The organism is Sporosarcina sp. FSL K6-3508 (genome assembly GCF_038615825.1).
GTDB classification, from domain to species: Bacteria; Bacillota; Bacilli; order Bacillales_A; family Planococcaceae; genus Sporosarcina; species Sporosarcina newyorkensis.
In genome coordinates this window covers 695318-709449 of sequence record NZ_CP152016.1, presented here as the reverse complement: position 1 = coordinate 709449, position 14132 = coordinate 695318, and the positions used below count along the sequence as shown (strand labels likewise).

Annotated in this window: 12 protein-coding genes; 3 read left to right on the top strand and 9 right to left on the bottom strand. The window is 42.3% G+C overall.

The annotated features are described in order from the left end of the window. The first annotated feature begins 41 nt into the window (after positions 1-41). Together MKX97_RS03300 and adhP are read left to right on the top strand one after the other, a co-directional pair. Complete coding sequence (locus MKX97_RS03300; RefSeq protein WP_009766030.1) at positions 42-1196, top strand: iron-containing alcohol dehydrogenase; 1155 nt, start codon at positions 42-44, stop codon at positions 1194-1196. 305 nt (positions 1197-1501) lie between these two features. Beyond that, positions 1502-2515: an alcohol dehydrogenase AdhP gene (adhP, locus tag MKX97_RS03295; RefSeq protein WP_078817362.1), complete on the top strand. Its 1014-nt coding sequence runs from the start codon at positions 1502-1504 to the stop codon at positions 2513-2515. Between the two features lie 101 nt (positions 2516-2616). On the opposite strand, the gene MKX97_RS03290 is transcribed toward adhP, so the two are convergent. From MKX97_RS03290 to MKX97_RS03280, 3 genes are read right to left on the bottom strand one after another with little or no spacing between them, the layout of a single operon-like run. Beyond that, the gene (locus MKX97_RS03290) at positions 2617-4041 is read right to left on the bottom strand and encodes a sigma-54 dependent transcriptional regulator (RefSeq protein ID WP_221835468.1); all 1425 of its coding nucleotides are present in this window, start codon (positions 4039-4041) and stop codon (positions 2617-2619) included. Between the two features lie 4 nt (positions 4042-4045). Beyond that, positions 4046-5680, bottom strand: coding sequence for an ATP-binding protein (locus MKX97_RS03285; RefSeq protein WP_342536956.1), 1635 nt, complete (start codon positions 5678-5680; stop codon positions 4046-4048). 8 nt (positions 5681-5688) lie between these two features. Continuing rightward, entirely contained in the window at positions 5689-6831 is a 1143-nt protein-coding gene (locus MKX97_RS03280; RefSeq protein WP_009766035.1) for an iron-containing alcohol dehydrogenase, read from the bottom strand. A gap of 255 nt (positions 6832-7086) precedes the next feature. On the opposite strand from MKX97_RS03280, the gene MKX97_RS03275 reads away from it, so the two are divergent. Continuing rightward, complete coding sequence (locus tag MKX97_RS03275; RefSeq protein WP_342536955.1) at positions 7087-8064, top strand: hypothetical protein; 978 nt, start codon at positions 7087-7089, stop codon at positions 8062-8064. Between the two features lie 570 nt (positions 8065-8634). Here the strand turns inward: MKX97_RS03275 and deoC are convergent. The 6 genes from deoC to rbsD are packed head-to-tail and all read right to left on the bottom strand — an operon-like array spanning position 8635 to position 14127. Then, a complete protein-coding gene (gene deoC / locus MKX97_RS03270) occupies positions 8635-9309 on the bottom strand; it encodes a deoxyribose-phosphate aldolase (RefSeq protein WP_221835476.1) in 675 nt (224 codons plus the stop codon). After that, on the bottom strand, positions 9293-10240 hold the full coding sequence (gene rbsK / locus MKX97_RS03265; RefSeq protein ID WP_078817111.1) for a ribokinase: 948 nt from the start codon (positions 10238-10240) through the stop codon (positions 9293-9295). Before rbsK ends, deoC begins: the two co-directional genes overlap by 17 nt. A 15-nt stretch (positions 10241-10255) precedes the next feature. Continuing rightward, positions 10256-11218 (bottom strand): substrate-binding domain-containing protein, encoded by a 963-nt coding sequence (locus tag MKX97_RS03260; RefSeq protein WP_342536954.1) that lies wholly within the window; start codon positions 11216-11218, stop codon positions 10256-10258. 9 nt (positions 11219-11227) lie between these two features. After that, a complete protein-coding gene (locus tag MKX97_RS03255) occupies positions 11228-12220 on the bottom strand; it encodes a ribose ABC transporter permease (RefSeq protein ID WP_078817109.1) in 993 nt (330 codons plus the stop codon). After that, complete coding sequence (locus MKX97_RS03250; protein WP_078817108.1) at positions 12213-13709, bottom strand: sugar ABC transporter ATP-binding protein; 1497 nt, start codon at positions 13707-13709, stop codon at positions 12213-12215. The genes MKX97_RS03255 and MKX97_RS03250 overlap by 8 nt, the downstream gene beginning before the upstream one ends. A 19-nt stretch (positions 13710-13728) precedes the next feature. After that, the gene (gene rbsD / locus MKX97_RS03245) at positions 13729-14127 is read right to left on the bottom strand and encodes a D-ribose pyranase (protein ID WP_342536952.1); all 399 of its coding nucleotides are present in this window, start codon (positions 14125-14127) and stop codon (positions 13729-13731) included. Positions 14128-14132: the final 5 nt, after the last annotated feature.

The window sequence follows — 14132 nt, the reverse complement described above, 5'->3', positions numbered from 1 at the left end:
GAGAAGTACTATACTAAAAAACAACTAAAGGAGGACGTAACATGTATGACTTTTTCGCACCGACCGTAAACTTTTTCGGAAATGGTTCAGTTGAGGTAGTTGGTGAACGCTGTGAAATACTGGGCGGTAAAAAGGCTTTAATTGTAACAGATAAATTTCTAAAAGGACTGGAAAATGGACCTGTTACCAAAGTCGTCAACTCATTGAATAAGGTCGGAATCAATGTCGCCTATTTTGACGGAGTAGAACCAAATCCTAAAGATTATAATATTTACGACGGTTTGAAAGAGTACCAAGAAAAAGAATGCGATCTGATTATCACAGTGGGCGGAGGCAGTGCACATGACTGCGGAAAAGGGATAGGTATTGCCGCAACGCATGACGGCGATTTATATGAAAACTATGCAGGTATCGAAAAACTGCAACATCCACTGCCCCCTATTGTCTGTGTCAATACAACCGCAGGAACAGGCAGTGAAGTTACACGCCATTGCGTCATCACGAATGTTGAAAAGAAAATAAAATATGTTATTGTGAGCTGGAGAAATACACCACTCGTATCTATAAACGACCCTGAGCTAATGATTGATAAACCAGCAAGCTTAACAGCAGCAACCGGAATGGATGCTTTAACCCACGCAATTGAATCGTATATATCGCTTGGAGCAAATGCCGTCACGGACTCTATGGCCATTCAAGCCATAAAACTTATTTCCGACAACTTAAGACAGGCAGTGGCCAATGGACGCAATATGATTGCCCGGGACAATATGACAAACGCCTCCCTGCTCGCCGGCATGGCGTTCAATAATGCAGGATTAGGCTACGTCCATGCCATGGCACACCAATTAGGCGGTCTATACGATATTCCACACGGCATAGCAAACGCTGTTTTGCTGCCGCATGTACTGGAATACAACATGATTTCAGACCTGGAAAAGTTCGCAAACATCGCGGAATTCATGGGAGAAAACATCGAAGGAATCTCAAAACGGGATGCCGCATTTAAAGCAATAGAAGCTATCAAAAACCTATCGAAAGACGTCAATATTCCAAGCAATCTTCAAGCACTCGGTGTGAAGTCCTCAGACTTCGAATTAATGGCGAGACTTGCTCTAGAAGACGGAAACGCCGGAAGCAACCCGATTCAAGGCACCGAAAAAGATATTATCGGTATTTTTAAAGCAGCCTACTGAAACAGTCTGGCTATAGAGGTTATTGTGGATAGTCGGTTACATCGACTTTCTGCAATAACCTTTTTTTCCGTCTAGTTAAATTTCATGATTCCCCTCCTCCAGCCGTTTTCCTGTCCACCTTAGCCGAAAAACCGGCTCCATCTGCCGTCTTATCGGTTGTCCTATTCAAAAAACACGATAATTACCAGTTTTCCAAGTTGGCACGCATCTTGCACTATAAGAAGATGAATACAAAAAGGGAGGAATCATTTATGAAGGCACCAGTCGTTAGTGGAAAAGAACAAGAAAAAAATTCAGAAACACTTATGAAAGCAGCAATTGTAAGCGAATTCCAACAAGAGTTGGAACTTCAGGATGTACCAAAACCGAAACCGGGACCTGGTCAGGCGCTTGTAAAAATTGAAGCTTGTGGTGTGTGCCATACTGATTTACATGCAGTCAATGGTGATTGGCCTGTTAAACCGAAACTTCCACTCATCCCTGGGCATGAAGGTGTTGGCGTCGTGGAGAAAATCGGACCGGGCGTGACAGCTGTTAAAGTTGGAGATCGTGTCGGGATTCCTTGGCTGTATTCCGCATGCGGGGAATGCGACTATTGCCTGAAAGGACAGGAGACGCTTTGCCACAATCAGGAGAATGGCGGTTATTCTGTTGATGGCGCATATGCAGAATATTGTCTGGCAGCAGCGGATTACGTGGCCAAAATTCCTGAAAGTCTAAGTTCTGTCGATGCAGCGCCGATCCTCTGTGCAGGAGTGACAACTTATAAAGCGTTGAAAGTATCCGGTGCAAAGCCTGGTGATTGGGTAGCGATTTATGGAATCGGAGGACTTGGGCATGTCGCACTGCAATACGCAAAGGCGATGGGCTTCAACGTTGTAGCGGTCGATATTGCGGATGAAAAACTGGAACTCGCTAAGAAACTAGGAGCCGATGTAACGGTAAATGGTAAAAAAGAGGATCCAGCTGAAGCGATTCAATCACAAGTTGGCGGTGTCCAGGCAGCTATCAGTGTCGCTGTGACGAAAGTTGCATTCGAACAAGCATATCATTCTGTCAAACGCGGAGGCTCACTCGTTGTAGTCGGACTGCCGCATGATGAACTCCCAATTCCGATTTTTAACACAGTTTTAAATGGAGTTACTGTAAAAGGTTCCATCGTCGGTACTCGTATTGATATGAAAGAAGCGCTTGATTTTGCTGCACGCGGCAAAGTAAAAGCACAGATTGAAACTGCTCCGCTTTCCAATGTCAATTCGATTCTAGATAAAATGGAAAAAGGTGAAATTAACGGAAGAATCGTTTTAACATTTGATTGATCGAAACGCTCTTTCTTACTATAAGTAGATAACTAAAAATAAGCTAATTAAATAGGGGGATTCTCTAAGTCAATATAGGACTAGAAGAATCCCCCTCTTTTTCATGTTTCATTCAAATAATAACGGAGCTTTCTTGTAGTTACGCCAAGCTTTTGGGCTGTTTCTTTACGATTTCCGGCCGTTTCGTGGAGCGATTTTTTTATAAGTGCAGTTGCCGTTCGTTTTTCCATCGTTTTCATAAGAGACAGAACATCGTCAAGAGACTGTTGTTCTGACCCATTATAAATATTCATTACTTTTTTTGAAAAGTCATTCCACTCGTCGGGGAAACGGACTGGTTCAACCGAAGCGGCAATCGGAAAAGATTTCGTTTTTCCTATGATCCGATCTGGCAGTAAGTCTGGTGTGATGATAGCCCCTTCTTTTACGATAGCAGCTGTTCTGCGGATCAGGTTGGATAGTTCACGCATATTTCCCGGCCAATCGTGTTGTTGCAGCAGTTCTAATGCGTCTGGAGAAAAAGTGATTGTTTCACCAGATTGCTCGATGAATAAGTCGATTAATAACGGGATATCTTCCCTACGTTCACGGAGCGGAGGAATGTTCAGTTTAACAACATCCAGCCGGAATAATAAATCTTCTCTAAAGGCGCCGCGTTGTACAGCTTCATCAAGGTTGACATGAGATGCAGCAATGATTCGGGCAGAAGTACGCTCCGTTTTCGTTCCGCCAATTTTGATGAACTCGCCCGTTTCGAGAACTCGTAACAGTTTTACTTGTGTCGATAAGGAGGCTTCAGCGATCTCATCAAGAAAAAGAGTACCTGATGAAGCAGCCTCAAAATATCCGGCCCGGTCTGTCATGGCACCAGTGAATGCACCTTTCACGTGACCGAATAATTCACTTTCCAAGATTGTTTCGGAAAGGGCACCGCAGTTAATATTTAGCAGCGACCCGGCAGAACGTCGGCTTGCTGCGTGGATGAACTTTGTCAGCACTTCTTTACCGGTTCCTGTTTCGCCCTCTATTAAAACTGTAACTTGCTTAGGCGCAATTTTATAGGCAAGCTCATACAACTGATGCATCGAGCGACTAGTCCCAAGGAAACAACCCAATTCCATAGCGATCCTCTTGAATTCAGCTTCTTCTCCGACGTCAAATTGTGGATTTGCAAGAAGTCGGTCGATCAATTGGTCGATTAAATTAATATCTTCAAAAGGTTTTTCTATAAAATCGGCCGCCCCATGTTTTATAGCATCTACAGCGATTTTGACCGTGCTGTATCCGGTCATAACTACACACGGGCAATGCGTAGCTTGCATTTTCATTGCCTTCAATACGTCTATTCCATTTCGATCCGGAAGACGGACATCGATAAACGCAAGTGTAAACAGCGAGAAGTCCGTAATTTTGTCAAATTCCTTTCCACTTTTCACATGTGTTGTCCGGAAACCTTTTAGTTCAATGAGACGTGATAAAAATCGGCCAAGTTCGATTTCATCTTCCACAATTAAAATATGTTCCAAGATTTCACTGCCTTTCTTCATTTAATGGAAGTGCAAGAGAAAATGTTGTCCCACTGCTCTCTTCTGATCTGGCAGATAAAATTCCACCATGAGCTTGCGAAATTCCGAAGCTGACGGATAATCCGAGACCCGTCCCACTGTCTGCATCCTTCGTTGTGAAAAAGGGATGAAAGATGTCATCAAGCACTTCCTTCGCGATACCTACCCCGTTATCTGTAATTGATAAAACTGCCGAGCCTTCCAATAACTCCGTCCGAATTAAAATCTTTTTTTCCTCTGCAGATGTCATTGTCAGCGCATCTTTTGCATTCATCAGCAAGTTGACAGCGACTTGAACCAGCTGTTGTGAGTTACCGTTTACGTACGGTAGATCAGGAGCAAGCACCACGTCAATTGAAATATGGTTTTGTTCAATTTGCCTGCGGGTCAGACTGAGCGCTTCATTGACAGCATCATTTAACGAACAGGGTTTAAAGGTTGGAATCTCCTGACGCGAAAACACAAGCAGACTGCGGATAATCGTACGGCATCTTTTCCCGCACTGATCGATGTCTTCTAGCAATGGCTTCATTTGTTCATTAGCAGATTGGGTCCGAAGCAGAAGTTGCGTGTTTCCAATGATTGCGGTCAGCGGATTGTTCAGTTCGTGTGCAACCCCGGCAGCCATCTCTCCAATTGCCGCCAGCTGTCCGGAATGCATGAGTTGCATTTCCATCCTGCGCTTTTCTGTTACGTCTTTACGATAGACAATGACTGCATCAATGGAGTCATCCAGTCCCAAAAGCGGATAGCATGAACAATCATAAATTTTATTATCATGATGCAGTTCGGCAGATTGCGGTTTTTTTGTTTGAATCGTCAGTTGAAAAGGGTTTTCCGCAGACCCGGTTGCTTGTTCCATGAATTCACTGATATTCTCGCCGATGCCAAGCGACCAATCCATTCGCGCCGCATCATTTCTCGATAAGATGGTGCCGTCAGGTGCTATGATTAAAATCGTGTCAGACACGGCTCGGAAGGTCTCTTCCCATCGCTGTTTTCCAGCAAGAACCTCACCATAAAGCCGCGCATTTTCCATGCAAACCGCTATTTGGTCTGCAAAATGAAAAAAGAAAGAAAGGTCATCTTCATCGCACTGAAAATATGATCGGCTTGCAAACGACAGAACTCCAATCATTTTGCCGTTGCTCTTTAATGGAAAAAGATGCATAGAAGCTAATGCAAGATGCTGGATTCCTTTTTCTTCAAAGAAAGAAGCATGTTCATTTTTGTGATAAACCGAGTAGTCTCCTGTTGTAAAGAAATTCTGGTCTAAGGAGTCTTCACCTCGAAAAAGTGTATTTTCCCCCTGAGAGATGACATGTTCCGGATAAATATAGGACCGAATGATTTTAGTATCTGCTACAAGCGCGACACTGAGAAGATCAATCGGATATACAGTTTTTAATTTGGCAAATGTATTTTCCAACATATTCTCTACCGAGAAATTAATTGTGAAACTCCTCATCACTTCATTGATCATTTCAAGTTGGCTGTTTTTCTTTTTCAGTTGGTCCACAGTGGACTTCAGCTCGGAATAATAATTGTGTTTGGATGACTGTACCCCTGTCAATAAATCAATCATTTCGTGTCTTTTCATCGTAGCACCTACAACGCCTGCCGCAGAAGGAACGCCACTTCATCAGCTGAAATATCACGAGGGTTGGTAATCATACAAGCATCCAGAAGCGCTATTTCGCTAATGACAGGAATGGCTGATTCTTCAAAACCCATTTCTGATAATGTAAGCGGCGCACCTATATCAACCGCAAGTTTTCTTACATGACTGACCGCTTTTTCACAGGCCTCCGATACACAAAGTGAACTCACATTTTCACCCATCAACTCAGCAATCGTCCTGAATTTTTCCGGTGCAGCCAACGCATTAAACTCCATAACATGAGGAAGCAGAACAGCATTGATATCACCGTGTAAAAAAAGATAACGGCCGCCTATAGTATGCGCCATCGCATGTGCAGCGCCGAGGATTGCGTTGGAAAAAGCGAGTCCGGCGTGAAGACTTGCCATCGCCATCTTTTCTTTTGCTTCCATGTTAAACCGTGATGCAACAGATGGTCTGAGAAATTGCGAGGACAACATGATGGCATTTTTCGCATGAACATCGGTTAGCGGTGTAGCGGCAATGCTGACGAATGATTCAATAGCATGTGTCAACACATCAAGCCCAGTGGAAGCGGTAAGACGAGCACTTTTTGTCGCCAGTACATCGGGATCGATAATCGCGATATCCGGCACTAAAGACTTTGAAACGATGGTCATTTTTATATGCCGTTCGCTATCCACGATGACGGAGAATTGAGATACTTCGGAACCTGAGCCAGCTGTTGTCGACACCATAACTAATGGAGGAAGTGGTTTTGTGATGCGGTCTACCCCTTCATAATCGCGGACTTGTCCACCATTCGTCACCAGTATGGCTGCCGCCTTTGCAATATCTATGGCACTGCCGCCACCGACTCCGATGAACGCATCGCATTCATTGTCACGATAAACTTTTGCACACATTTCGGCTTCTGTCTCTTTGGGGTTCACACTGATATTAGAAAAAAGTACGAAAGCGAGCCCCGCTTCCTGACAACTTTCTTCAACACTCTTCAACCAGCCCGCATCAATTACTCCCTGATCTGTCACGATCAGCACGTTGCGAGCACCGAGGCGTACACAACTTTCGCCGACTTGTTTGATGGAACCGCTTCCAAAAATGACTTCCGGCATAACGAATTTGAACATATTGAAACACCTCTTATTTGTTTTACTATTCTATCTATTATAACATCATTTTCTAGAAGTTAACTATTGTAATCCTGCCAAGAGCTGGATCCTACCATTAAGTTAACGAAACTCTGTCCATCATGACTGGTATCCCAATTTTAATGAATGAATTGTGTGGGCCTGTTACCTTAAATGCACTGTTGCGGTGCTCATATATATATTTGTGCTAGCGTCTAGCACTCGTTATACTTTTCTTAATGAAAGGAGACAGAGATGAAGCAAAAATGGGAACAACACGGACTTAAGTTTATAGCGTTTGCGGCATTTATATTTTTGATTATCGTAAACTATGGAAATTGGCAAGAGCATCAGGAGTTCATGGAAGAGGCGAGTCAACATCCGACGGAAAAACAAATCTTTCGGAAATACGTAGTTCTTGATCTGTTGCAAGGTCCGCATTTTTCAGTACAATTGGCAGCCTTGCCTGAAAGCAGTGTGCCTACAAAATACAATTCATCGATCATCAGAATCGACCAGGAATTATTTGAGCAAGAGGAAGTTGGAGACAATATTGCTGGGTATTCGGCTGATGGAAAGTTTTATACGGGAGAAATGTTGAAGGAAGAAGAGCGCTGGTTCTATCTATTATTGACATTCTTTAGTCTGTATCCAGTAGGCTATCTAGTGTATTGGTTAATGAAAATTAATACGATTCAACAGTTTGTCAGGCAAATTGGTAAACAATCATTTATAAATAAGACTGGCAATCTTCTTTTCTCTTTCATCTTTTTTGGGATTGTCGGGATTATTCTTCTCTTCTCGCTGACAGAATGGAAAAACGTATGGGAAAACGGCTATGAAAAGTTTTTCGGCACCCATCACGCGGAAACGACGGCGCTCATTATCGACCGCGATGTGGACTGGAATTCCTCTCTACACGGGGATCACGAATACTATCTTTCCTTGATGTATAAACCAGATAACCAAGACAGCATATTTATCGCCAAAGGAGTAACATGGCATACCTACCATAAGTATCAGGAAGAAATGCCAATCATTTATAACACGGAGAACCCATACCAAGTATTTGCAAAAGAAATTGATCCACAAGATATTTTTTTCATCTTGGCGGCTGACACAGTTACCATCATAACGGTTTCGCTAATTTTGGTAATCCTCCTAAGCATACTTCTGTATCTTCTTTGGAAACGGAGACAAAAACGTAAGTTGATTGTTAAAAGTAAAAAATGATAGTCGTTTGAACCTATAAAGAGATCAAACAGAATTTGGCTGGCAGAGTCGGATTCAATACCGTCTTTCTGCCAGCCAAATCACTAATATTATTTAAATTTCTTCACAGACCAATTGTATGAGCAGGGGCTGAATTGTATAGAGACCTCCGTACTCGTCAGCTCTTTAGAAAGAAGCTTACTAAAAAAATGTTCTATAATCTAATCGATCGATTAAAGGACAACTTTTGGGTCATTCTTTTTTCAGAGTATTAGTATCCATTACTCTTTTTAAATCCCCAGGTATACTCGGCAGTGGGCAGTGGCCACCATCCACTTTCCTGCTAGGGTTTGCCCATAGGAAGCCGCATCTCGATGTTAATTCTGATCCGTTTCAACGATATCAAAAGCTTGCCGGTTTGCTGATCAGAATAGCCTGGATGTGCATTAAGCGTTCGGCCGCTGTCTATCTGTTATTGGCAACGTATAAATCGGTGACTGTGGATCGCACAATTCACACACAAAAATAGCACGAACCAATTAAGAGGTTCGTGCTATAATTCTTCACGCCTGACGAAATCTGTTTCCTCTTTTAATAACTTTGCACGCCCGCTGTTCCCGATATTATAGCAATACCATTGCTCGTGCCCACTCTGGAGACTCCAAGTTCCTTATATTTCTGAAACTGATCTCGCGTCCGGATACCCCCAGAAGCCTTTACACGTACATGTTCGCCGGAATTTTCGACCATGAGCTGCACAGCTTCCAAGGTGGCACCACCAGAGCCAAAACCTGTTGAGGTTTTAATAAAATCCAGCCCTACCTCCTTCGCAAGGATAGATAACTCTTCAATCTCGGCAGGTGTTAAATAACATACTTCAAATATGCATTTAACGACCACATCAGGTCTTTCCTCTTTTAATCTCGCAAGTGCTTCCATTTCCTCTTTTACAAAAAGAAAGTCTTTGTTTTTGACTGCACTAATATTTAGGACGTAATCAATTTCTTCCGCACCATCTTCTATTGCCTGCTCTGCTTCAAGCCGCTTAATCGAAAGCTTATTAGCACCTAGTGGAAAGCCTACTACTGTACATACCTTGACTCCAGTGTCTTTTAATAGATCGACACAGATAGGAACATAGAAAGGATTCACACAAACAGTAGCAAAATGATGTTCTGATGCTTCTTTGCATAATTGCTCAATTTGTTCTTTCGTTGCCTCTGCCTTCAATAACGTATGATCGATATATTCATGAATAGCTGTCACTCTTGACCTCACCGCTTTCTTTTAAAAAATGTTCTACTTGTTCTTTATGCGGCATAGCAGGTGCTGTTCCTAATTTCGTGACGCAAAGTGCTGCTACGGCATTTGCATAACGAATGGATTCTTTCAATTCCTTGCCTGCTGCCAAGCTATGAGCGAGGCCACCACTGAAGGCGTCCCCGGCTCCTGTTGTGTCTATGGCATGGACTGAAAAAGCCGGAATTAATTCACCTGTTCCCTCACCTGTATAGAGATAGACACCTTGTTTCCCCATTGTAATAATAATATGAGGAATCCCCATTTCATATATTCTCTCTGCAGCTTTTCTAGCGGATAATTCATCTATCACCTTAATCCCACTGAGCTCAGAAGCTTCGATTTCATTAGGGGTAATATAAGAAACTTTGGTCAATAGTTCTTTCGGAAAATCTCTGTAAGGCGCTGGATTTAAAATTAACGGCACATGGTGCTTAGAAGCAAGCTCGATCGTTGTTTGAATTGCTTCCATACTCGTTTCGAATTGAACTAAGGCAATATCTGATCCTTTAAACTTCTCTTCTGTTGCGTATACATCTTCTTTTGTGATTTTTCCGCAAGCCCCTAGTGCAACCGCAATGCTGTTCTCACTGTGTTGATCTACAATGATTTGTGCAGTCCCTGTTATTTCAGTTGGGTCCTGTTTAATGTAATCAACATTCATACCTTCGTTTTTAAAATATTGCAATGCCTGCTCTCCAAATATGTCAGTTCCCAATTTGGTCATATACGTTACGTGTGATCCGCTACGTGCCGCCGCGGTCGCTTGGTTTGCCCCTTTACCGCCAGGTCCCATTTGAAACGGTCCACCTAATACGGTTTCACCAGGCTTCGGTAAATGCGGAGTCAGTGTCATTAAATCTGTAACATAGCTTCCTATTACGATTACATTTGCCATATTCTCACCTAATTTTTATTTAGTTTTGATCTGATCTACGTTGTCTGCTGTTACTAAGTTAGAATCTAAGATTACTTCCTTCTCCACATCTTCGCCGTCAGAAATTTTGATAGCTGTATCTATAGCTTCTTTCCCTAAGAAGAAAGGCGGTTCTGCGATCGTTGCATTCATCTTGCCCGCGCGAATTGCATCCATTGATGGATCAATAGCGTCACAGCCAATTAATACAATTTCATCTACACGACCAGCTGCTTCAATTGCCGCTAATGCTCCTAACGCCATTTCATCATTTGCAGCGTAGACTCCGTCAATTTCTTTATTCGCTTGTAAAATATCTTCCATTACTTTCATCGCTTCTCCTCTGTCAAAATTGGCTGATTGACGAGCTATGACTTTAAAGTCAGGGGTTTCTTCTACGATTTGGTTAAATCCTTCACTCCGAAGCTGCCCCACGTTTGTTCCAAGAATCCCTTGAATCTCAACAATATTACCTTTTCCGCCCAATGTCTCACTCATATAATTGCCCGCAATATTTCCAGACTTTATTGCATCGAATCCGATATGAGTTGCTACATCTCCACCATTTGATTGACGGTCGACTGTAAATACAGGGATATCTGAATCGTTAGCTTTCTTAACTGCCTGTGCAATCGCATCGCTATCAGCTGGATCAATAATAAGAATATCAATGTTTTGTTGAAGCAAGTTTTCCACGTCGGCAAGCTGCTTTCCTGGATCGTTTTGTGCGTCTGTCACGACAATATCAACATCTCGTTCTTTCGCTTGCGCTTCTGCTCCTTCTTTTACAGCTACGAAAAATGGATTGTTCAACGTGTTCATAGAAAGACCGACTTTTAACTTGTCATTTGAACCTTTTTCTTTTTCCGTTTTACCTGAGGCCTCATCGTCCATACTGCAGCCAACCAACAACACCAGTGTCAATACAACGGCAAACATACTCATTAATTTTTTCATCATTCTCTCCCCTTATGAGCGTTTTAATTTGGAAAACCTACTGTCGATTAAAACAGCAATCAAGATAACAAGCCCTTTTGCGATATTCTGATAAAATGGCGAGACGTTCATTAGATTTAATAAGTTATCAAGCACCCCCATAATCAAGGCCCCGATTAACGTCCCAATGACTCCTCCTTTCCCGCCTGCTAAACTTGTACCTCCAATGATGACAGCGGCAATGGCATCCAATTCTATTCCTGTACCGGCTGTCGGTTGAGCTGACATGAGTCTAGATGTATAAATGATGGCAGAGATAGCTGATAGAAAACCCGCAATACCGAATACTGCAACTTTTATGGATCGAACCCGGATACCAGCTAATATAGCTGCTTCTTCATTACCCCCTATCGCGTAAATATATCTTCCAAAACTTGTGTATCTCAATATCCAAAACATCAGGCCAATAATTACAAACATAATAATAATCGGCACTGGGATTCCAAAAATTCGTCCACTTCCGATAAAGCGAAATGCTTCATTGCTAACAACAAGCGGATAACCTTTTGTATAGACAAGGGTCATTCCCCTAGCAATTACCATAATAGCGAGCGTGGCAATGAAAGATGGAACCCCGAAATTCGAGACAATGACCCCGTTAACTAAACCGAACAACAAGCCGACAACTGTAGAAGCAAGGATAGCGACCCATAAAGGCAATCCTGCAGTTAATACACCGGCCAATATTGCTCCGGAAAAGGCCATCACTGCACCGACTGATAAATCGATTCCTGCTATTAAAATAACCAACGTCATTCCGGTAGCAATAATTGCAATAATAGACACTTGTCTTAAAACGTTCATAATATTGCTTGTCGTGAAAAATGCGTCAGATAGAAAACCTGCCACAATACAAAGAAGGAAAAAAATTAGTACAACCCGATACTTTTCCAGAAAACTAAGCCAGTCTATTTTATTTAAACTTTGTTTTTTTTCCTGTTTACTGACTGTTACATCATTAGACATGTAATTCGCCTCCTGCTGCATATTGGAATATCGTTTCCTGATCAAAATGTTCCTTGTCCAATTCAGCTGTAATAGTACCTTCACTCATAACCAATATGCGATGGCTTAACCCTAGTAACTCCGGCATATCAGAGGATATTAAAATAATCGCAATTCCTTGTTCTGCAAGCTCTTTCATGATTTGATATATCTCTGCTTTTGCCCCAATATCAATACCCCTTGTCGGTTCATTTAAAATTAAAACGTCAGGATCCATTTGCAGCCATTTTCCAAGCACTACCTTTTGCTGGTTTCCGCCGCTAAGCGTGCCAACTTCTACAGAGGAATGATGCACTTTAATATTTAAGGCTTTAATCCATCGATCAACAATTTTTTCTTTATTACGTTTATGCAAAACACCAAAGGACGAAATTCTTCGATAAGAAGGGAGCAGCAAGTTTTCATAAACGGACATTCCTAAGACCAAGCCTTCATCTTTTCGATCATCGGTAACAAGTGCAATTCCCGCATCGATTGCTTCGCGCGGTGTATTAACTGTCTTTCCACCAACCTTTATAGTCCCCTCTTTGTGAGGATAAAGACCAAACAGTGCTTTCGATAGGGGAGTTTTCCCAGAACCCATTAAACCGGCTATCCCAAGAATTTCTCCTTTTTTTATAGTGAAATTGATATCATGTAAGTATTCCCTTACAGACAAGCGCTCTACTGTTAACGCGGGCTCCTCGTACGGTCCTTGAAGCTTAGGGAATAAGTCCGTTAATTCCCGACCAACCATCATTGTGACCATTTGATGCCTAGTAATATTTTTAATGGATTCACTTCCAATGTACTTACCATCACGCAGGACAGAAATTCGATCCGCTACTTCTTCCACTTCCTCCAATCGGTGGGTAATAAAGATGACACCAAACCCTTGCTTTTTTAAATCTCTCATAATATTTAGTAACTTCTCTGTTTCTTCTTCATTCAAAGTTGCCGTCGGCTCGTCCATAATAATAATATTCGATTCAAATGAAAGTGCCTTGGCAATTTCCACTAGCTGCTGCTCTGCAATGGACAGATTAGCCAACAGAGTATCAGGAGATAATGCTGTTAGCCCAACCTTCTCCAGCCATTGTCTCGTCTCATCCCTCAAACGTCTTCTGTCTATTACCCCGGTAATTAATCTGGGTTCTCTTCCCAAAAAGATATTTTCGGCTACACTCATATGCGGTACTAAATTAAACTCCTGATAGATGATACTAATACCCAGCTCCTGAGAGTGTTTTGGTCCATGGATTGATACTTCTTTTCCATTAATTTTAATTTGACCGCTGCTCGGCTGATGAACGCCGGCTAATACTTTCATTAACGTCGACTTACCTGCTCCATTTTCACCAAGTAATGCTAAAATTTCCGAACGCTTCACATGAATAGATACTCCGTCTAATGCTTTCACTCCAGGAAATTCTTTTGAAATTCCGACCATTTCTAAAACTGCCTGCTCCATATGCGCACCTCCTTGGCCCTTAGTAAGCAACGCCTGCAACCAAGATTATATTTGCGTAAGATGTAAACTCTCCAGACCTTATGGCACCTCGAACATGCGCCGTTTTTTCTTTGAATGTAATATGGGGAACATATTCAACCGGCACGTTAGGAAATCGCTTCAGAATCGCTTCATTCATCTCCGGACTACTAGTTTTTATCTCCTCCGCTAAGATAATTCCTTCTACTAATAAATCCCCTACCACTGTGTCAAGAACATCAAGAAATCTTGGAACTCCTTCTTTTAATGCCAAATCAATCCGTTGTGGAATACCCACCGGAATCGGCAGACCGGCGTCTGTTACAACAATCGTATCGGTATGACCTGTCTCTGTGAGCAATTGATTCAAAGTTGGGTGTAAAATTGATCCTTTTCTCATGATGA